General features: G+C 68.1%; 22 protein-coding genes. 10 read left to right on the top strand and 12 right to left on the bottom strand.

What is annotated here, in order from left to right:
* Nucleotides 1-8: 8 nt before the first annotated feature.
* Entirely contained in the window at nucleotides 9-1,517 is a 1,509-nt protein-coding gene (locus tag DBO33_RS35725; RefSeq protein WP_107660879.1) for an aldehyde dehydrogenase family protein, read from the bottom strand.
* 207 nt (nucleotides 1,518-1,724) lie between these two features.
* On the opposite strand from DBO33_RS35725, the gene DBO33_RS35720 reads away from it, so the two are divergent.
* A complete protein-coding gene (locus DBO33_RS35720) occupies nucleotides 1,725-2,510 on the top strand; it encodes an SOS response-associated peptidase (RefSeq protein WP_107658977.1) in 786 nt (261 codons plus the stop codon).
* 23 nt (nucleotides 2,511-2,533) lie between these two features.
* Here DBO33_RS35720 and DBO33_RS35715 read toward each other — a convergent pair whose 3' ends face one another.
* The gene (locus tag DBO33_RS35715) at nucleotides 2,534-2,848 is read right to left on the bottom strand and encodes a hypothetical protein (RefSeq protein WP_107658976.1); all 315 of its coding nucleotides are present in this window, start codon (nucleotides 2,846-2,848) and stop codon (nucleotides 2,534-2,536) included.
* Between the two features lie 72 nt (nucleotides 2,849-2,920).
* Entirely contained in the window at nucleotides 2,921-3,415 is a 495-nt protein-coding gene (gene ybaK / locus DBO33_RS35710; protein ID WP_107658975.1) for a Cys-tRNA(Pro) deacylase, read from the bottom strand.
* A gap of 299 nt (nucleotides 3,416-3,714) precedes the next feature.
* On the opposite strand from ybaK, the gene DBO33_RS35705 reads away from it, so the two are divergent.
* Together DBO33_RS35705 and rsrA are read left to right on the top strand one after the other, a co-directional pair.
* A complete protein-coding gene (locus DBO33_RS35705) occupies nucleotides 3,715-4,350 on the top strand; it encodes a sigma-70 family RNA polymerase sigma factor (RefSeq protein ID WP_107660877.1) in 636 nt (211 codons plus the stop codon).
* A 20-nt stretch (nucleotides 4,351-4,370) separates the two neighbouring features.
* Nucleotides 4,371-4,646: a mycothiol system anti-sigma-R factor gene (rsrA, locus tag DBO33_RS35700; RefSeq protein WP_107660878.1), complete on the top strand. Its 276-nt coding sequence runs from the start codon at nucleotides 4,371-4,373 to the stop codon at nucleotides 4,644-4,646.
* Between the two features lie 76 nt (nucleotides 4,647-4,722).
* On the opposite strand, the gene DBO33_RS44840 is transcribed toward rsrA, so the two are convergent.
* Nucleotides 4,723-4,797: a 50S ribosomal protein bL37 gene (locus tag DBO33_RS44840; RefSeq protein WP_022597109.1), complete on the bottom strand. Its 75-nt coding sequence runs from the start codon at nucleotides 4,795-4,797 to the stop codon at nucleotides 4,723-4,725.
* A 135-nt stretch (nucleotides 4,798-4,932) separates the two neighbouring features.
* Here DBO33_RS44840 and DBO33_RS35690 point away from each other — a divergent pair, with 135 nt between their 5' ends.
* Nucleotides 4,933-5,148: a biotin/lipoyl-binding carrier protein gene (locus DBO33_RS35690; RefSeq protein WP_107658974.1), complete on the top strand. Its 216-nt coding sequence runs from the start codon at nucleotides 4,933-4,935 to the stop codon at nucleotides 5,146-5,148.
* Between the two features lie 22 nt (nucleotides 5,149-5,170).
* Complete coding sequence (locus DBO33_RS35685; protein WP_107658973.1) at nucleotides 5,171-6,685, top strand: sensor histidine kinase; 1,515 nt, start codon at nucleotides 5,171-5,173, stop codon at nucleotides 6,683-6,685.
* A 113-nt stretch (nucleotides 6,686-6,798) separates the two neighbouring features.
* Here the strand turns inward: DBO33_RS35685 and DBO33_RS35680 are convergent, their stop codons facing one another.
* Both DBO33_RS35680 and DBO33_RS35675 read right to left on the bottom strand, forming a co-directional pair.
* Nucleotides 6,799-7,053 carry a WhiB family transcriptional regulator gene (locus tag DBO33_RS35680; protein WP_011211115.1) on the bottom strand — a complete coding sequence of 85 codons (255 nt, stop codon included), beginning with the start codon at nucleotides 7,051-7,053 and terminating at the stop codon, nucleotides 6,799-6,801.
* A 252-nt stretch (nucleotides 7,054-7,305) separates the two neighbouring features.
* A complete protein-coding gene (locus DBO33_RS35675; RefSeq protein ID WP_107658972.1) occupies nucleotides 7,306-8,250 on the bottom strand; it encodes a diacylglycerol/lipid kinase family protein in 945 nt (314 codons plus the stop codon).
* A 96-nt stretch (nucleotides 8,251-8,346) separates the two neighbouring features.
* Here DBO33_RS35675 and DBO33_RS35670 point away from each other — a divergent pair, with 96 nt between their 5' ends.
* Entirely contained in the window at nucleotides 8,347-8,781 is a 435-nt protein-coding gene (locus DBO33_RS35670) for a hypothetical protein (RefSeq protein ID WP_234391228.1), read from the top strand.
* A gap of 21 nt (nucleotides 8,782-8,802) precedes the next feature.
* Here the strand turns inward: DBO33_RS35670 and DBO33_RS35665 are convergent, their stop codons facing one another.
* From DBO33_RS35665 to DBO33_RS35645, 5 genes are read right to left on the bottom strand one after another with little or no spacing between them, the layout of a single operon-like run.
* On the bottom strand, nucleotides 8,803-9,489 hold the full coding sequence (locus tag DBO33_RS35665) for an endonuclease V (protein ID WP_107658971.1): 687 nt from the start codon (nucleotides 9,487-9,489) through the stop codon (nucleotides 8,803-8,805).
* A 10-nt stretch (nucleotides 9,490-9,499) separates the two neighbouring features.
* Complete coding sequence (locus DBO33_RS35660; RefSeq protein WP_107658970.1) at nucleotides 9,500-9,985, bottom strand: GNAT family N-acetyltransferase; 486 nt, start codon at nucleotides 9,983-9,985, stop codon at nucleotides 9,500-9,502.
* Nucleotides 9,982-10,593, bottom strand: coding sequence for an acid phosphatase (locus tag DBO33_RS35655; RefSeq protein WP_107658969.1), 612 nt, complete (start codon nucleotides 10,591-10,593; stop codon nucleotides 9,982-9,984). The genes DBO33_RS35660 and DBO33_RS35655 overlap by 4 nt, the downstream gene beginning before the upstream one ends.
* A 56-nt stretch (nucleotides 10,594-10,649) precedes the next feature.
* Nucleotides 10,650-11,885, bottom strand: a complete 1,236-nt coding sequence (locus tag DBO33_RS35650) for an Rv3212 family protein (RefSeq protein ID WP_107658968.1) — start codon at nucleotides 11,883-11,885, stop codon at nucleotides 10,650-10,652.
* Nucleotides 11,886-11,912: 27 nt separating this feature from the next.
* On the bottom strand, nucleotides 11,913-13,667 hold the full coding sequence (locus DBO33_RS35645; protein ID WP_107658967.1) for a DEAD/DEAH box helicase: 1,755 nt from the start codon (nucleotides 13,665-13,667) through the stop codon (nucleotides 11,913-11,915).
* A 368-nt stretch (nucleotides 13,668-14,035) separates the two neighbouring features.
* On the opposite strand from DBO33_RS35645, the gene DBO33_RS35640 reads away from it, so the two are divergent.
* The 3 genes from DBO33_RS35640 to DBO33_RS35630 are packed head-to-tail and all read left to right on the top strand — an operon-like array spanning nucleotide 14,036 to nucleotide 16,763.
* Entirely contained in the window at nucleotides 14,036-14,893 is an 858-nt protein-coding gene (locus DBO33_RS35640; RefSeq protein WP_107658966.1) for an SCO6745 family protein, read from the top strand.
* A gap of 54 nt (nucleotides 14,894-14,947) precedes the next feature.
* Nucleotides 14,948-16,015 (top strand): alpha/beta fold hydrolase, encoded by a 1,068-nt coding sequence (locus tag DBO33_RS35635; RefSeq protein WP_107658965.1) that lies wholly within the window; start codon nucleotides 14,948-14,950, stop codon nucleotides 16,013-16,015.
* Nucleotides 16,016-16,073: 58 nt separating this feature from the next.
* On the top strand, nucleotides 16,074-16,763 hold the full coding sequence (locus DBO33_RS35630) for a ferritin-like fold-containing protein (RefSeq protein ID WP_107658964.1): 690 nt from the start codon (nucleotides 16,074-16,076) through the stop codon (nucleotides 16,761-16,763).
* A 3-nt stretch (nucleotides 16,764-16,766) separates the two neighbouring features.
* Here the strand turns inward: DBO33_RS35630 and DBO33_RS35625 are convergent, their stop codons facing one another.
* Nucleotides 16,767-17,603, bottom strand: coding sequence for a helix-turn-helix transcriptional regulator (locus DBO33_RS35625; RefSeq protein WP_107658963.1), 837 nt, complete (start codon nucleotides 17,601-17,603; stop codon nucleotides 16,767-16,769).
* Nucleotides 17,604-17,705: 102 nt separating this feature from the next.
* Here DBO33_RS35625 and DBO33_RS35620 point away from each other — a divergent pair, with 102 nt between their 5' ends.
* A complete protein-coding gene (locus tag DBO33_RS35620) occupies nucleotides 17,706-18,257 on the top strand; it encodes a YceI family protein (RefSeq protein WP_107658962.1) in 552 nt (183 codons plus the stop codon).
* Nucleotides 18,258-18,297: the final 40 nt, after the last annotated feature.

Below are 18,297 nucleotides of genomic sequence, written 5' to 3'. Positions count from 1 at the left end.
CGGTGTACTTACTTGTGCCGGCCGTGCAGGAACGGAACCAGCTTGCGCAGCAGCTTCATGGTGGACTGGGTGCGCGAGTAGCTGAGCAGCGCCATACCGGGAATCGCGAAGCGCTGCACCGCGATCGAGTGCGGGCGGGCGAATTCGCGCAGGCCGGGCTCGCCGTGGATGCGGCCGATGCCGGAATCGCCGACGCCGCCGAACGGCAGGCCGGGGATGGCGGCGAAGGCGAGCACCGAGTTCACCGAGGTGGCGCCGACGTGCAGCCTGCGCGCGATCTCCAGGCCGTTCTTCTTGGAGTACACCGCCGAGGACAGCCCGTACTTGGAGCTGTTGGCCAGCTCGACCGCCTCGTCCACGCCGTCCACGGTGCGGATGGTGACCGTCGGGCCGAAGGTTTCCTCCTGCACCGCTTCGGATTTCTCGTCCACGTCGACCAGCACCACCGGCTCGATGAACGGCGCCTTCACCGATTCGGGGCCGCCGAGCACGGCGGTGCCGCCGTTCTTCAGCGCGGACTCGATGTGGCGGCGCACGATATCGACCTGGCTCGGCATGGTCATCGGGCCGTAGGAGGCGTCGGCGCCCGAACCGGGGCCGACCTTCTCCAAGATCTTCTTCACCTCGGCGACGAACTCGTCGCGCACCGACCGGTCGACGTACACCCGCTCTACGCCCGCGCAGGTCTGGCCACTGTTGGCGGTGGCGCCCCAGGCGACCGCGTCGGCGGCGGCCTTCACGTCCGCGTCACCCGCGACGATCACCGCGTCCTTGCCGCCGCATTCGAGCAGCACCGGGGTGAGATTCTCGGCGGCGGCGGCCATGATGCGCTTGCCGGTCGCGGTGGAGCCGGTGAACGCGAGCTTGTCGACGCCCGACTTGACCAGCGCCGCGCCGGTGGCGCCGTAGCCGTTGATGGTGCTGAACACGCCCTCGGGCAGGTCGGGGTTGGCCTTGGCGAACGCCTCGGCCAGGAAGTTGCCGATGCCGGTGGAGTACTCGCTCGGCTTGAACACCACGGTGTTGCCCGCGGCGAGCGCGTAGCCGATCGAGCCGTTAGGGGTGTAGACCGGGTAGTTCCACGGGCCGATCACGCCGACCACGCCGAGCGGGCGCTGCTCGACCCTGGCGGCGAAGTTCGCCATGAACGCGCCGGGGGAGACCTTCTTGGGCGACAGCACCTTCTTGGCGTTCTTGGCCGCCCAGGCGATGTGCTCGAGCGCGAGCATCAGCTCGAGGAAGGCGTCGTCGAGTGGCTTGCCGTTCTCGGCGTGGATCAGCCGGCAGAACTCGTCGGAGTCCGCGACCAGCCGGCTCGACCAGCGCAGCAGGTGCGTCTTGCGCTCGTCGTAGCTCAACGCGCCCCAGGTGGCGGCGGCCGTGCGGGCCTTCGCCACGGCCGCGCGCACCGCGTCCTCGTCCGCGATCGGGTAGGTGCCGATGACCTCGCCCGTCGCCGGATTGACCGACGTGAGCGCCGTATCGTTGTCGGCCGGTTTGATGTCGGTGGAAGTCACGGTGAGTCTCTCCTCTTGCCGGTGATTGCTCGGGACGACGTCGATCCCGGTTGCTCCTGGCGGTGGCCGGTCGGGGCGCATGCGTCAGCGGACGGGCACAGCGACCACCCATCCTCTGAGAGAATGTTAGGTCAAAACTCTCAACTGGTCACCAGCTATGGATCAATTGTCCATGAGAGTGTCGGTGGGAGGTGGAAGTATCGAGATATGTGCGGACGATATGCGACCACGACAGACCCCGGCCGGCTCGCGGTCGAGCTGGATGCGATCGATGAAACCGAAAGCACGCCGGGCTCGGGCAATTTCACCAATTACAACGTGGCGCCGACCACCCAGATCCTCACCGTGGTGGAGCGGCACGAGCACGGCCACAAAGACGATGAGCCCAAACTGCGGCTGCGGCGGATGCGCTGGGGCCTGATCCCGGTGTGGACCAAGGTCGCCGAACCCGGCGTGCCGGTGAAGGGCAAGCCGCTGTTCAATGCCCGCGCCGACAAGGCCGCGACCACCCCGTCGTTCCGGGACGCGGTGAAGTACCGGCGCTGTCTGGTGCCGATGGACGGCTGGTACGAGTGGGTGGTCGAGCCGGACCCGGCGGCCAAGGGCAAGGTGGCCAAGAAGCCCTTCTTCATGGCCCGGGAGGACGGCTCGCGGCTGTATATGGCCGGGCTGTGGTCGGTGTGGCGGGACAAGTCGCTGCCCGACAGCGAGCCACTGCTGTCCTGCACCATCCTGACCACCGACGCGATCGGCGATCTGACGGGCATCCACGATCGCATGCCGCTGCCGATGCCGAGGGAGCACTGGGACGCCTGGCTCGACCCGGACCACCCAGCGCCGTCGAGCCTGCTGGAGACGCCCAGCGAAGACGTGATCGCGGGCATCGTGGCGCGACCGGTGCCGTCGCTGGTGAACAGCGTCAAGAACAATGGCCCCGAGCTGCTCGCGCAGGTGAGCGAGCAGGAAGAAGCCGGGCAGATCAGCATGCTCTGACCGCCCGGCCTCCGATCAGCTGATCAGATCGAGCACTTCACGGCGGGGCTGGCGATATTCAGGCCGCACTTGACGATGCCGGTGACCAGGTCGATCACCTTGCTGGTCACGGTGCCGCCGAGCTTCTCGGCCTTGCCCGCCTTCTCGTCTGTCTTAGGGGCGTTCGGCGTGCTCGGGGCGTCGTCTTTGCCGAGGCCGTCGAAGGGGAAGTCGATCTGGGCCGCCGTCGGCGGTGCGGCGGTGGCCGTCGGGGCTTGCAGCGCCACCGCGCCGAGGGACAGGGCGAGAGTTCCGAGCAGGGCGACGATCACGGTGCGTACACGCTGGTGCGCGGGCATTTCGCATCACATCCTCGAGTCGGACGAATCTGGCCCGTCCATTGACGCACAGATTGTGTCGAATCGAGTGAATTACGTCGTCCTCACTGTGGCGGTCACCGCCGAGGTCAGCCGGATCAGGTCGGCGGGCGCCAGCTCGAGCTCCAGCCCGCGCCGCCCGGCGCTGCACAGGATGCGATCCCAGGACAGCGCGGACTCGTCCAGCACGGTCGGCAACGGCTTGCGCTGGCCGAGCGGGGAGATGCCGCCGAGCACGTATCCGGTGCTGCGTTCGGCCTTCACCTTGTCGGCCATGGCCGCCTTCGGCACCCCGAACGCGGCCGCAGCGGCCTTGAGCGACAACGTATTCGGCACCGGAAGCACGGCCACCGCGAGCGAGCCGCTGGCCAGTTCGAGCACCAGTGTCTTGAAGACCTGCGCCGCCGTCACCCCGAGTTCACCGGCCAGCGCGTCCACCGCCTCGGTGCCGTAGGAGTCGGCGCGCGGGTCGTGCTTGTAGGCGTGCACCCGATGGGAAATCTTGGCCTGCGTCAGGGTCCGGATCGCCGGGGTCGAGGCTCCTGCCATGGCGCACACCTTAACGAGCAGACCCGCCCGAGCTGCAAGGGATTTTGCGGTGCTGGAGTTTCGCTGCGGGAACAGAGGACGTGTCCCGCATGTTGGAAGCGAATACACAGCGCCCGGCCGGGACGACACGCCCGGCCTCGCGACTGATCAGCCCCGTGAACGACGTGAAGGAGATGTCGGTGCCCCTGCTGCTCGACGAACGTCCGAGAGGGACGACGGCGTCGCTGACGGAAGCCGGATTCCCCTTCGAATTGCCAGTGCCGGTAGATTTGGCAGGTACGGCGATCGAAGGGACAGGTGTGACGAGCGACGATGACGTGGTGACCGACGGTGTCGGTGCCGCGGTCGACGAAACCGAGCTGGCCCAGCGGTTCGAGCGCGACGCGCTCCCGCTGCTCGACCAGCTCTACGGTGCCGCGCTGCGGATGACCAGGAATCCGGCCGACGCCGAAGACCTGGTGCAGGAGACCTACGTCAAGGCGTTCCAGGGTTTCAAGTCCTTCAAGGAAGGCACCAATCTGCGTGCCTGGCTGTACCGGATCCTGACCAACACCTACATCAACTCCTACCGCAAGAAGCAGCGCCAGCCCGCGCAGTACCCGACCGACGAGATCACCGACTGGCAGCTCGCGGCGACCGCCGAGCACACCTCGCAGGGTCTGCGCTCGGCCGAGGTCGAGGCCCTGGACGCGCTGCCCGACGACGACATCAAGGCCGCGCTGCAGGAGCTGCCGGAGGAATTCCGGATGGCCGTGTACTACGCCGATGTCGAGGGCTTCCCGTACAAGGAAATCGCCGACATCATGGGCACCCCCATCGGTACCGTGATGTCCCGGCTGCACCGCGGCCGCAAGCAGCTCAAGGGTTTGCTCGCCGATGTGGCGCGCGAACGTGGATTCAACCGTTCGGGGGAACGCCAGGAGGTCAAGCAGTGAACGCCGAGCGGGATCCGGACATGGATCTTGATTGCACCGCGGTGCTCACCGATATCTGGTTGATGCTGGACGGCGAGTGCAACGACGAGACCCGCGCCCGGTTGCAGCACCACATGGACCATTGCTCCCCCTGCATCGAGGCCTACGGCATCGAGGAGAAGATCAAGGGTCTGCTGAGCCGCAAGTGCGGTGGCGACCGCGCCCCGGACGCCCTGCGCGATCGGCTGACCTTCGAGATCCGTAAGACGGTCACGATCACCCAGGTCGAATCCACGATCGAGACCTCCGACTCGTAGGTCCCACGCAAAACTGAACGGCACGCCTTCCTGGTGGAAGTGCGTGCCGTTCTGCGTTTTTCAGCCGAGCTCTCGCTCAGGCGTTCGGCCGCTTGCCGTGGTTGGCTGCGTTGCCCTTGCGACTACGCTTCTTACGTCCGCGCTTACCCATGAGTAGTCTCCCTTCTGATTGAAGGCCATTCTTTCACGTGTGGTTGGCTATACCTGCAGCGGATGCAGGCCGCACGGCTCGGCTGCTCGAACCTGCCGGGCGAGCCGCGTGAACCAACCGAGTGAATGGGGTGTCATGGCCGAGGAAGTGCTCGCCGAGCTGGTGTCCGTCGTCTACCAGGTCGTGGTGAACGAGGGGGACGTGGTCAAGGAGGGCGACACCCTGGTGATCCTCGAGTCGATGAAGATGGAGATCCCGGTGCTGGCCGAGGTCGGCGGCACCGTCACCTCGATCGGCGTCAAAGAGGGCGATGCCATCAAAGCCGGTCACCTAATCGCCGTCATCTCCTAGAAAACGTTAGCGGTAGATCTTCATGGCGACGCTGAGCGAGCTATTAGCCGAACACACCGACTTACCCGGCGTCGCCGTGGATCACCTGCAGCGGGTGGTGGGCGATTGGCAGCTGCTTGCCGATCTGTCCTTCGCCGATCTGCAGCTGTGGGTCGGTGCGGGACCGATCGCGGCGGGCGCCGACATCGTGTGTGTCGCGCAGTGTCGCCCGACCACGGCGTCCACCGTGCACCACGAGGACCTGGTCGGCACCCTGGCCTTGCAGGCCGATCATCCGCAGGTGTTCGAGGCGTTGATGTCGGGCAAGATCGTGCGCGCCGATCGTGACGTGGAGACCGCGGGCGTCTATCACCCGACTCCGGTGCACGCGATCCGCGAGGCCATCCCGGTCCGCTGCGGCGACGATGTCATCGCGGTGCTGAGCCGCGACACCGATGTGCAGCGCTCGCGGGTGCGCAGCACGCTCGAAATCGCTTATGTCGCTTGCGCCGACGACCTGTGCCAGATGATCGCCGACGGCACCTTCCCGACCACCGAGGACCGCGCGGCCACCCACTCCAGCCCGCGTGCCGGTGACGGTTTCATCCGGCTCGACACCGAGGGCATCGTCGTCTACGCCAGCCCGAACGCCCTGTCCGCCTATCACCGGATGGGCCTGCAGGCCGATCTCGCGGGCCAGGATCTGGCGGTGCTCACCCGCTCGCTGATCACCGATCCGTTCGACGCCCAGGAGGTGGTCGGCGACATCCAGGCCGCGCTGGCCGGGCGCACCGGCCGCCGGATGGAGGTGGAGGCGCGCGGCGCGACGGTGCTGCTGCGCACCCTGGTGCTGCGCCCGCACGGCGAATTGGCGGGCGCCGCGGTGCTGGTGCGCGATGTCACCGAGGTCAAACGCCGCGATCGGGCGCTGCTCAGCAAGGACGCCACCATCCGGGAGATCCACCACCGGGTGAAGAACAATCTGCAGACCGTCGCCGCGCTGCTGCGGTTACAGGCGCGGCGCACCGAGAACGAGGAGGCGCAGGTCGCGCTCACCGAGTCGGTGCGCCGGGTCACCTCGATCGCGTCGGTGCACGAGATGCTGTCCATGTCGGTGGACGAAGAGGTCGACCTGGACGAGGTCGTCGACCGGCTGCTACCGATCATGGCCGACGTGGCCACCGTGCACACCGCGCGGATCAAGGTGCGCCGCGCGGGTTCGCTCGGCGTCTTCTCCGCCGAACGCGCGACCCCGCTGGTGATGGTGCTCACCGAACTGGTGCAGAACGCGATCGAGCACGCCTTCGATTCGGGCGAAGACGGCACGGTGACAATCCGTTCCGAGCGTTCCGCGCGCTGGCTCGACGTGATCATCAGCGACGACGGCCGCGGCCTGCCCAGCGGATTCAGCCTGGAATCCTCGGACCGCCTCGGCCTGCAAATCGTGCGCACCCTGGTGACCGCCGAACTCGGCGGTTCCATCGGCCTGCACCCGGGCGCGGATATCGGAACCGATGCGGTACTTCGTGTTCCGTTGGGCCGTCGCTCCGGTCGCTGATAGCCGTTTCGTTATATGCGTTGGGACACAAGAGAGCCCGGCACCTCGAAGGTGCCGGGCTTAAATGCGTTCACCGGACCGGGGCTGAATGGTCCGGTAAATCCGATCGTCTGCTAGACGACGGTGCGGGTGCGCGTGCGTGCGTTACGACGCTTGAGCGCCCGGCGCTCGTCTTCACTCATACCGCCCCACACGCCGGCATCCTGTCCGGACTTCAGGGCCCAGGACAGGCAGTCAGCGGTTACGGGGCAGCGAGCGCAGACCAGCTTGGCATCGGCAATCTGCGCGAGCGCAGGACCACTGTTACCCACCGGGAAAAACAGTTCGGGGTCCTCGTCGCGACAGATGGCCTTGTGGCGCCAGTCCATTCCTCTGCTCCTTTGCTGGGCGCCGCAAATGGCGCCGACGGTTTGTGGATCGTTCACTTGTGCGACTCGAATGTTTCCGCACGGTTGCTTGTGAATGCTTTCACGAACACCGTAGATGTCAATAGGTATCTGGTGCACCGTGGGGAAGCTCACGCTCTAACGGCCCCCGCTAGGGGAACCTGCCCGGTCCTTTGTACTCGCTCTACCCAGTTTTCGCAGCACTACCACGATGTTTTTCGTGCGTTTCCTGCATCACTCTGGTCGCGGCGCCACGACATCCAAGACGGCGGGCACGGCCGTGAAATCCACCACGTTGCGCTTCCCGATAAAGTCGCCATCGATTTGCAGACCGATGGGTTCCTTCGTCTCGATACGCACGGACGGAACGTTGTCTTCGCGAAACAAATTGCGAGACTTGGGGTTTCCGTCGACTGCCAAGAGCTGTCTGGCAAGCAGCAGTGTAGGCAGTACAGACATCGAACGCACGGCAAACACGCCGAGACCGTCTTCGAACCTGGTGCCCGGGTTGGTGTGCACCGGGGTGGTGTTCAGGTAGGTCCACGGGGTTGTGTTCGTTACGAAGGCGTAATGCACGTCGGTGACCGGTTCGTGCCCCGGGACCTCGATCCGGACGGTCGGCTCCTTGCGCCGGGCCCGGAAGAACTGCCGCACGGTTGTCCGGAGGTAGCGGGCCGGCGTGGCCGTCTTGCCGTCGGCGCGGCTGGCGTCGATCGCCTCGCAGACATCGGCGTCCAGGCCGACGCCCGCGCTGAAGGTGAACCACCGGTCGTCGGCCAGGCCGAGGCCGATCCTGCGGTCTCGATCCAGCGTGAGCAGATCGATGAGCTGGTTGGTTGCTGTCACCGGGTCCGGCGAGATTCCGAGCGCCCGGGCGAACACGTTCGCCGAGCCGCCGGGGATCACGCCGAGCCGCGGCAGCCAGGCCTGCCCGTCGTTGAGTTCGGGCAGCGGCAGGAAGCCGTTGATGGTCTCGTTGACCGTCCCGTCGCCGCCGTGCACGACGATCAGGTCCATCTCGTTGGTGGCGGCCCACTGGGCCAATTCGGCGGCGTGGCCGCGATGCTGGGTGTGCGCGACGGTCAGTTGGGTGCGGCTCTCCAGCGCGTGCGCCAGCAGATCCCGAGTCGCCGGAGTGGTCGAGGTGGCATTCGGATTCACGATCAGCAGCGTCCGCACGACCCGCAGCCTAATCGTCGGCGGATCCGGTCCGAAAAGCCGCTGAACCGGAGCGGTCGGGAGGACGGCCACTACGTCGGGTCGTAGGCTTGCCGGGTGGCTGAACGCAAGGGTGACGGTGGCGTGCCGAGGACGGTGCGCGGCGCGGGTGGACTGGTGACGCTGGAGGGGGCGGTCGCCGTGATCGTCGCGCTGGTGTTGATCGTGCGCGGGCTGCTCGGCCACGACCAGACCGCGGCCAGCGGGTACGGCACCGCCGCCTGGTTCGGCATCCTCGGTGGCGCGGTGCTCGCCGCGGGCATCGGTCTGCTGCTCGGCAAGCGCTGGGGGCGCGCGATCGCCGTGATCGCCCAGTTACTGCTGCTGCCGGTCACCTGGTCGCTGCTGACCGACTCACACCAGCCGGTCTGGGGCACGCTGCTCGGCGTGGTCGTCGTCGCCGCGCTGGTGTTGCTTTTCGCCCCGGCCTCTACGCGGTGGATGGCCGCCGACTACGCCATCGAGCCGGAGAAATCCGATCCGTCGAGCTGACCGTGGCATGGTCGCGCGGGTCTATGCGCTGAGTGCGGCGCGAAGCTCGGCGCGGCACAGGGAGTCGGCGCGCCTGGTGGTTTCGGGGAGCCGGTAGCGCGGCGTGAGGGCCAGCACCTGGGCGCACGCGGTGTCCAGGTCGATGCGGTGGCCGACGGAGACGAAGACGGGTTTCACGTCCGTTCTGGTGCGCAGGGCGCTGCCGACGAGCTCGCCATCGATGGTGATGTCGGTGCGGGCGCCGCGCTCGGGACCCGGTTCGTGGTAGTCGCCCCAGACGGACTTGGCGACGCCGATCGTCGGGATGCCGGTGAGCACACCGAGGTGGCAGGCCAGGCCGAAACGGCGGGGATGCGCCAAACCCTGTGCGTCGCAGACGAGTAGGGCCGGGGCGGCGTCGAGTTGCGCCAATGCTCGCATGGTCGTGGGTAATTCGCGGAACGCGAGCAAGCCGGGGTGGTATGGGAAGTTCGAAGTGCCGTGTGCGACAGCAGATTCGATGGTTTCCAAGGTGGTCGCACGCAGTACCACCACGGCCGCGGCGACCTCGCCGGTCTCGGCGTAGGCGGAGTCGAGTCCGGCGATGGTGCCGAATTCCCCGGCCTGCCGGGTTGTTTCGACCTTCGGCCGCAGTTCGTCCTGCACCGCGATGGCCGCGTCGGGGGTGCTCGGCCAGGCGTCCTCGTCAAAATGTTCGAGCCATGTCATCTTCGGTGAACTACCGCGCTTCCTTGGCGAGTTTGCCCAGCGGCTCACCCGTGAGGCGGTAGCCCACCCACTCGTTCTGCGCTGCGGCGCCGAGGGATTCGTAGAAATCGATGGAGGGTGTGTTCCAGGTCAGCACGGCCCAGTCGAGCCTGCTGTAGCCGTTGTCCACGGCCTCCTTGGCCAGCGCGGCGAGCAGGGCTTTGCCGTAACCCTTGCCGCGGGTTTCCGGCTTGACGTAGAGGTCCTCCAGATAGACGCCGTGCACGCCGTTCCAGGTGGAGAAGTTGAGGAACCAGATCGCGCAGCCGACCAGCTCGCCGTCTTCGTCCACCACATGGGCGAAAACCTTCGGCTCGGCGCCGAACAGCGCGGTGTCGAGTTGGGCTGCCGTGACGGTGCACTGGTCGCTGGCCCGCTCGTACTCGGCCAGATCATGGATGAGGCCGACCAGGCCGGGCACGTCGGCGGGGACGGCGCGGCGCAGTTCTGCAGTCACAGTGTTTCTCCCTCAGCGGTGGGAACCAGGTTGTGCGCCAAGATGGTTCGCACCTCGTGTTCATGGCCGAGCACGGTCAGCGCACCCGTGGACATGGCGAACCGGCGACCCTCCCTGATGTCGAACTCGGCCCAGCGGGCGATCAACGCCCGGGAGAAGTGCCCGTGCCCCACGAGCACGATATCCCGCTCGGGTAGCCGCGGCGCCACGGTGGCGAGCACCCGATCGGCGCGGGCCTGCACCGCGTCCGCGGACTCGCCGCCCGGCACCGCGCCGGTCCAAATGGTCCAGCCGGGTGCGCTCTCCCGGATCTCCGGGGTGGTCAGGCCTTCGTAGTCGCCGTAGTCCCATTCGGCGAGGTCCTCGTCGACCGTGCTGGTGGTCAGTCCGGCCAGCTCCGCGGTCTGCCGAGCGCGTTGGCGTGGGCTGGTGAAGACCAGCGGATCGCGCAGCTTCAAGGCGCTCAGCAGCGGGCCCGCCGCCCGGGCCTGTGCCTCGCCGCGCTCGGTGAGCGGCAGATCGGTGCGGCCGGTGTGGCGGTGCAGGGTGGACCAGCTGGTCTCGCCGTGGCGCAGCAGCACCAGCCGGGCATCGTCGAGTACGGACATGGATCCATCATGGTTCACCGGTGCGCCGCCCAGTCGTCCGGCCGGTCTACCGCCGGTCAGCCGAGGGCGTAGAGCTCGGTGCCGCGTTGCTCGAGGATCGTCGTGCCGAGCACCGCGAGCGAGATGGGCGCGCCGCTGTAGCCGGGCCGGTCCACCGGGATGCGGCCGACCTCGGCGCCGGACGCGGGATCGAGCGCGGCGATCGCACCCGAGGTCGGCATCAGCAGCCGGCCGGCCATCATGCTGGGGGAGCCGAGCGCGCCGGCCGCGGTCCAGATCGGGTCGAAAGTGCTGCCGTTCAAGGCGATTACGCTGTTGCCGGTGAAAACCAGGTAGGCCGAACCGATTCGGGTGGTCGCGGTCTTGTCACTCAGCGGGGCCGAAAGCTGATGCACGACAATCGGATTACCGGATGCGTCGTAGACGGCGAGCCGTGGTGCGGCCGCCTCCGTCCCGCCGGCGGCCGGGGTGCCCGGCAGGTAGAGCACGATCCTGTTGTCCGACACCGCGAGTACCCGCGCGTCGGGGGAGTCCGCACCAGGGCCGGACAAGACGTGCGAGCCGGACTCCTCGGGCACCGTGTTGTCCTTCGGCGCGGGATTCAGCATGGTCAGCCGGTTGGCGGCGTCCTCGGGGCAGCGTTCCAGTACACCGAGCCGCGACGGGCTCGAGCCCGCGGACAGCAGCGTGCAGCCTTTGCGCGGTTGGGTTTTCACGTTCACCGGCGCGTCGACGAAGCCGTATTCGATGGTGCGCACCAGGTCCGAGCGCCACATCTCCAGCCGTTTCGGCCCCTGGGCGAGCACATAGGTGCCGTCGACGGACAGCCGCACGGACGGATCCATGTAACTGCTGCGCGCGGTGCGCCTGGCACCGCTGTCGCCGGTCAGCAGCGTGGCCTGGCTACAGCCGCGCTCGTCCAGATACACCGCGACTACGGTGCTGAACTGGCTCTCGATCCCGCAGAGCGGCATGTCGCGCCGGTAGTACCACAGGTCCTTGCCGGTGAGCGGGTCGTGACCGGTGACCGTGCCGTCGTCACCGGTGACGACGACACCGCCCGCGGTCAGCGCCCGGGCGCTCGCGGCGTTCGGCGCATGCCACAGTTCACGCAGCGAGGCCGGGAGTTGGTCGGCGGCCACCGGGGTCGGCACGGGCGAGCTCGCGGTCACCGACTCGGTGCCGCTCGCATCGCCGCGCACCCATACCGCCACCGCCGCGATCACCACGAGTACGGCGATCGCGGCAGCGGAGATGACGTCGGCGCGCGTTCGCCGCTCGGGTGCGAGCACGGTTGCGAGAGTAGCGGATCCGGCCGGTCAGACCGAAGCCGTGGCGGGCTCTACCGTGTTGGCGCTGTCTTCGGTGCCGTTCTCGCCGGCCGGCTTGCGACGCCGGCGCCTGCGCCGCGCGGGCTGGTCACCGGACTCCGCGTCACCGTTCTCGTGGTCGGCCGAGGCGTCGACGGTAGCGGTTTCGCCACCGTTGTCGGCCTCGCCCGCGGGCTTGCGGCGACGGCGCCGACGACGGGCGGGCTGGTCGCCGTTCTCGTCGGTGGGCGCGTCCTCGCTCGGCGGCGCGTCGTGCGGTGCGGAGACCTCGGTGCCGTTGGTGGCGGTGCCGTTCGACTCGGTCTCATCGATCGGCCTGCCGCGTACGGTGCGCTTGCGGTTGCGCGTGCGCGGGGCCCGCGCCGAGCGCTCCACCACGACCGCGTCCTCGTCCCGCTCGGCCGGCTTGGCCTTGCGGATGGTGCCGGTCACGCCCTCGGGGATGCCGAGTTCGGCGAACAGGTGCGGCGAACGCGAGTAGGTCTCCACCGGCTCTGCCATACCCAGGCCGAGCGCCTTGTCGATGCCGGCCCAGCGGCCCAGTTCGTCCCAGTCGATCAGCGTCACCGCGATACCGGTGCGCCCGGCCCGGCCGGTACGCCCGATCCGGTGCACGTAGGTCTTCTCGTCCTCGGGGCACTGGTAGTTGATGACATGGGTGATGTCATCGATGTCGATGCCCCGGGCCGCGACGTCGGTCGCGACGAGCACGTCGATGCCGCCCTTGCGGAACTTGTTGAGCGCCTTCTCACGGGCGATCTGACCGAGGTCACCGTGCACGGCGCCGACCGAGAAACCGCGCTCGGCGAGATCGTCGGCGACCTTCTGCGCGGTGCGTTTGGTCCTGGTGAAGATCATGGTCGCGCCGCGGCCCTCGGCCTGCAGGATCTTGGCGACCAGCTCGCTCTTGTCCAGCGCGTGCGCCCGGTAGACGAACTGCGCGGTGCGGTCGTGGATGGCCGTCTCGTGCGCTTCCTCGGCCCGGATGTGCGTCGGGCGGCTGAGGAAGGTGCGGGCCAGGGTGATGATCGGGCCCGGCATGGTGGCCGAGAACAGCATGGTCTGGCGCTTGTCCGGGACCATGGTCAGGATGCGTTCGATATCCGGCAGGAAGCCGAGGTCGAGCATCTCGTCGGCCTCGTCCAGCACCAGCACGCCGACCTTGCCCAGGATCAGGTGGTTCTGGTTCGCCAGGTCCAGCAGGCGTCCCGGGGTGCCGACGACGACGTCCACGCCGTTGCGCAGCGCCGCGATCTGCGACTCGTAGGGGCGGCCACCGTAGATGGAGGCCACCTTCAACGAGCCCTGGTGGTTCTTCAGGTACTTGCCCGCGTTCTCCAGGTCGGAGGTGACCTGGATGCACAGCTCGCGGGTCGGCACGATGATCAGCGCCCGCGGCGTGCCGTCGAGCGGCGTGGTGCCGGTGTCGGCGGTGGCGATGCGGTGCAGCAGCGGCACCCCGAAGCCGAAGGTTTTACCCATGCCGGTGCGGGCCTGGCCGATGAGATCTTCGCCGGCCAGCGCCAGCGGCAGGGGGAGGTCCTGAATAGCGAAAGTACGGTCGATGCCGATCTCGGTGAGCGCGCGCACGATTTCGTCGCGAACGCCCAATTCGGCAAATGTCGGTGCGGTATGTGTTGCGTCCAGTTCGGCGGTCAACAGCGTCTCCGCTACCCCGGGTTCCTGTTCGACAGTGATCTTGCTCAGGTTCGTGCCTTCCTCGTAATCGCGTCCCGCGCGCACGAGGTGGGGCGGACCGGTCGGCCCGCGACGACCACGTCTCCGCCTGTGATACTCACCCGGCCACGCTCTGGAGATCTTCGGGTGCCGCGACTGGGCGGCTACCTCGGGAGATCTCGGCGCGGCGCACTGGTGATGCGGAGCTGGTGCGCGCACATTTTCCTGGACCACGAAATCGCTGCTCGTTATGCCGATCGGATCGGTACCGCTGGGCGGTGCACGCACAGATCAGGCAAGTCGGTCGAGCGAAACTTTTCGTTGTCCGGTGCGATTGTAGCGTGATATTGTGCGCGGCTCGAATTGCCACCGTCGTTTATTCGGAATCCGAACTCGGCTATCGCCCGGTGGTTCATCGACGTACGCTGCGCCACATGGCAATTCATCCCGCGCGGCAAATCTGGAAGACTCTCGAGCCACTACATGACGTGGTCTATTTCGGGACCGGCGTCAAGGAGGCCGGAGTCGCGATCGGACTGCGCGGTTACTGGCAAACTTACTTCGCATTTCGGGCGGCGCCGCTCGGCGCCGTGACGCCCGCCACAGTCGAGGCGATCTTCGCCGGTTTTCATCCGGAAATGGTGCGCAAAGCGCTGCCCGGCGCCTGGTCCCGGGCAACCCCCGAGCAGTGTCTCGAGGTCAGGCTCGACCTGTCCACGACGCTGTTGCGTGAACTCGGGGCCGGTGACGCGGAGTGTGCCCGCGCTGTCTCGTTGCTCGCGCCGGCACAGGAGCAGGCCGACCCGACAGGCAGGCCGCTGTTCGCCGCGAACGCCGCATTGCCGCTGTCCGCGGACCCGGTGGGCGCGCTCTGGCAGCTGACCACCTCGCTGCGCGAGCATCGCGGCGACGGGCACGTGGCCGCGCTGGCGACGCACGGCCTGACCGGGCGGCAGGCGATGGTCATGCAGGCGGCGGCGGGCAAGGCGGCCGAATCGGTGCTGCGCGGGGCGCGCGGGTTGTCCGAACGGGAGTGGGCGGACGCGTTCGACGAATTGCGGGCCAGGGGAGTGGTCGAGGGGGAGCCGGTCAGCCCGGCCCTGACCGGCAGCGGTGCCGAACTGCTCGGACGGGTCGAGCAGAGCACCGACGACGCGGCCTGGACCGGCGCGCTCGCGGTGCTGTCCGCCGACGCGGTGACCGAGCTGACGACCTCGCTCGCGCCGCTGGCCGACCGGGTGCACGCGGCCATCGTGCCTGCGGCGAATCCGCTCGCCATGGGCAAGCGGTAACCGCAAACCGGACTTGCCTGTTACCGCCGGTACCGGATGTGAGACATTCTCCGGGTGAATATCGCGGACACCGTCACGACCGCCGCCCGCAACGCCTGGGCGCTGACCTTCGGTTCGGGCGTAGAGGCACCGGATCCCACGCCGTCGACGGTGCTCTGGGACGAGCCGCATCGGCAGCTGCGTCGCTTCGAGCGCCGCCAGGGTGGCACCGAAACCGCTGTGCCCGCAACGGATTCCGCGGTCCTGCTGGTGCCGCCGCTGGCCGCGCCCGCGACCTGCTTCGACCTGCGCCCCGATCAGAGCCTGGCCGGTTTCCTGCTGGAGACCGGCCGCGCACCGTACGTGATCGACTACGGCGACATCACCTTCGGCGACCGGCGGATGGGCTTCGAGCACTGGATCGACGAGATCCTGCCCGAGGCGGTGCTGCGTACCTCCGCCGACCGCGACGGCAAGCCGGTCGATCTGGTGGGCTGGTCGCTCGGCGGCACGCTGGCGCTGCTCACCGCCGCCGCGCACGCCGAGCTGCCGATCCGCTCCATCACCGCGGTCGGCGCACCGCTGGACTACGACAAGCTGACCGGCATCCCGCAGCTGCGCGCGGTCGCCAAGTTGACCGGCGGCATCGCCACCTCGACGCTGGTGCGCGCGGCCGGTGGCGTGCCCGCGCCGCTGACCAGGATCGGTTACAAGATCACCGCCTGGGACCGCGAACTGACCAGGCCGTGGTTCGTCGCCAGCAATATCGCGCGCACCGAGACGCTGGCGCGGATGGAGACCATCGACCGCTTCATGGCCGAAATGCCCGGCTACCCCGGCCGTTTCTACGGCCAGCTGTGGGGCAGGTTGATCCTGAACAACGACATCGGCCGCGGCGTCGTTCAACTCGGTGCGCGGCGCATCGAGCTGGCCCAGGTGAGTGCACCTGTCCTGCTGGTCGGCGGCCCCACCGACGTGATCACCCCGGCCGCCGCCGTCGAGGCGGGCACCCGGACGCTCACCGGCGCGGCCTCGGTCCGCTTCGAAACCGCCCCCGGCAGCCACCTCGGCATCCTCACCGGACCGGAAGCGCGCGACTCGACATGGGCATATTTGGACAAGTTCCTCGCCGAGGCCCCGTGAAAAGGGACAACTTTCGCGCTGCGGCAGCGTGACCATCGGGGAGTACTAGGCTGGGGTCATGGGAGCACAGTCACCTGCCGCGCTGGGTGTTTCGTCGACCGATGCCGACCTCGCCGACCATCCGGGCGTCATAGATCTGTTCGCGGTGCTCGCCTACGGTGAGATCTCCGCGTTCTATCGGCTGGCCGAGGAAGCCAAGCTGTCGCCGACACTGCGCGGCAAGGTAGCCGTGGCCAAGATGGCCTCCGCCGAGATGGGCCACTTCAACGCGCTCGAGGCGGCACTGGCCGAGCGTGGCGTGGACATCTTCGACGCGATGGCGCCGTTCGTGCGCGCGCTGGACGCCTATCACGCCTCCACCGACCCCTCCACCTGGCTCGAGTCGATGGTGAAGTTCTACGTCGGCGACGGCATCGCCGCGGACTTCTACAACGAGATCGCCGGCGCCCTGCCGCCCGAGGTCGCCGAGGTGGTCCGCGATGTGCTCGCCGAGACCAGCCACTCCGAGTTCGTCGTCGAGGAGGTGCGGCGCGCGGTCGAGGCCAGCCGCTCCGAACGCGACCGGCTCACCCTGTGGGGCAGGCGCCTGCTCGGCGAGGCGATCACGCAGGCGCAGTACGTGATGGCGCAGCGCGACGAGCTGACCGAACTCGTGCTCGGCGCCGCGGGCGATCTCAACGGCATCGCCTCGCTGTTCGAGCGCATGCAGGCCAGCCACGCCGAACGCATGGCGAAGCTGGGAATCTGACGGCTATTCGTTGACCGCCGCGGGCCGGACCAGTCGCAGGCCGGGCGTCTGCATCTGGGCCTGATCGGCGAGCCACACGATGATGCTCTGATCGCGATCGGCGTCGAGCGTTTCGAACGGGACCTGCACCAGGCCGTGTACCGGATGGTCGATCTGGAGCAGGCCGGAGATGGGCGCCCCGACATGGTGCGGCTTCCAGCGGGCCGCGAACTCCGGGTGGCGGCGCAGCGCGTCGATCGTCTCCACCAGCGAATCATCGCCGGGCCAGCGCAATTTGGCGCGCGAGAGTGCCGCGGCGAAGGTGTCCGCCACCTCGGACCAGTTCCGCAGCACCTGGCGCGCGGTCGGTTGCACGAACGTGTACCAGGCCAGGTTCGGCTGTCCGTCGCCGTCGAGCAGGCCCAGCGGTGCGGCGAAGTCCGCCCACGCCGCGTTCCAGCCGAGCACATTCAGCCTGCGGCCGACCACGAACGCGGGAGTCGGCTGCAACGCGCGCAGGATCGACTGGATCGTCTCGGCGACCTTCTCCTGCGCCGATTCGCTACCGGGGCAGTGGGATTCGTTGCCGGAGGCCAGCGCGAGCAGGCTGAAGTGGTGGCGTTCGTCGCCACGCAGCAGCAGTGCGTCGGCGAGCGCGTCGATCACCGCGACCGAGGGATTGGTGTCGCGGCCCTGCTCGAGCCGCGCCAGATAGTCGGCGCTGACACCCGCGCGCACGGCCACTTCTTCGCGGCGTAACCCGGGTGTGCGCCGCCGCCTGCCCTCGGGCATGCCGACGTCTGCCGGGCGTAACTCAGCGCGTCGCGCGACGAGGAATTCGGCGAATCCGTTGCGTGCCATGGTTCCCATCGTGCCGTGTCCTAGGAGGCTTAACCTCGCCCTACGGGGGCCATGATAACTGCGGTCTGGTTAACGGACCGTGGTCCGGCCAAGGTGGTTGGCATGACAACTTCTTCCGAGTCCACCACGACCACCCAGTCGCTGAAGCCCGGCTCCTGGACCCTGGACACCGCGCACTCGTCGGTGGCCTTCACCATCCGCCACCTCGGCATCTCCAAGGTGCGCGGCGGATTCACCCGCTTCGAGACCGAATTCGTGGTCGACGAGTCCGGCGCCGCCACCCTCGGCGCGACCATCTACCTCGACTCGTTCGACACCGGCAACCCGGACCGTGACGCACACATCCGCACCGCCGACTTCCTCGATGCCGAGAACCGCCCGACGCTCACCTTCCGCGCCACCGAGCCGGTGCAGATCGCGGAGAGCTTCGAGGTGCAGGGCGAGGCCACCCTCGGCGCGATCACCAAGCCGGTCACCCTGGACGTCGAGTGGGGTGGCGTGCAGGAGTTCGGCGCGACCGGCAACCGGCACGCGGGTTTCTCCGCCACCGGCACCATCAAGCGCACCGACTTCGGCGTCGGCGGCCCGCTGCCCGGCATGCTCAGCGACAAGGTCAACATCGAGCTGGAGATCCAGCTCATCGAGCCGAAGTAACACCGCCGCACCGAACTGGCCCGCACAACGGTGTGCGGGC

It is taken from the genome of Nocardia suismassiliense, from assembly GCF_900269665.1.
In the GTDB taxonomy this organism is placed as follows: domain Bacteria; phylum Actinomycetota; class Actinomycetes; order Mycobacteriales; family Mycobacteriaceae; genus Nocardia; species Nocardia suismassiliense.
Note: the sequence above shows the minus strand (reverse complement) of the source record. Positions and strands in the feature narration are given on the sequence as shown.

Excerpts from the sequence above, each read along its gene's own strand:
- DBO33_RS35720 (WP_107658977.1), top strand. The coding sequence starts at position 1,725 with ATGTGCGGACGATATGCGACCACGACAGACCCCGGCCGGCTCGCGGTC.
- DBO33_RS35715 (WP_107658976.1), bottom strand. The coding sequence starts at position 2,848 with ATGCCCGCGCACCAGCGTGTACGCACCGTGATCGTCGCCCTGCTCGGA.
- ybaK (WP_107658975.1), bottom strand. The coding sequence starts at position 3,415 with ATGGCAGGAGCCTCGACCCCGGCGATCCGGACCCTGACGCAGGCCAAG.
- rsrA (WP_107660878.1), top strand. The coding sequence starts at position 4,371 with ATGGATCTTGATTGCACCGCGGTGCTCACCGATATCTGGTTGATGCTG.
- DBO33_RS35690 (WP_107658974.1), top strand. The coding sequence starts at position 4,933 with ATGGCCGAGGAAGTGCTCGCCGAGCTGGTGTCCGTCGTCTACCAGGTC.
- DBO33_RS35685 (WP_107658973.1), top strand. The coding sequence starts at position 5,171 with ATGGCGACGCTGAGCGAGCTATTAGCCGAACACACCGACTTACCCGGC.
- DBO33_RS35680 (WP_011211115.1), bottom strand. The coding sequence starts at position 7,053 with ATGGACTGGCGCCACAAGGCCATCTGTCGCGACGAGGACCCCGAACTG.
- DBO33_RS35665 (WP_107658971.1), bottom strand. The coding sequence starts at position 9,489 with ATGACATGGCTCGAACATTTTGACGAGGACGCCTGGCCGAGCACCCCC.
- DBO33_RS35655 (WP_107658969.1), bottom strand. The coding sequence starts at position 10,593 with ATGTCCGTACTCGACGATGCCCGGCTGGTGCTGCTGCGCCACGGCGAG.
- DBO33_RS35640 (WP_107658966.1), top strand. The coding sequence starts at position 14,036 with ATGGCAATTCATCCCGCGCGGCAAATCTGGAAGACTCTCGAGCCACTA.
- DBO33_RS35630 (WP_107658964.1), top strand. The coding sequence starts at position 16,074 with ATGGGAGCACAGTCACCTGCCGCGCTGGGTGTTTCGTCGACCGATGCC.
- DBO33_RS35625 (WP_107658963.1), bottom strand. The coding sequence starts at position 17,603 with ATGGCACGCAACGGATTCGCCGAATTCCTCGTCGCGCGACGCGCTGAG.
- DBO33_RS35620 (WP_107658962.1), top strand. The coding sequence starts at position 17,706 with ATGACAACTTCTTCCGAGTCCACCACGACCACCCAGTCGCTGAAGCCC.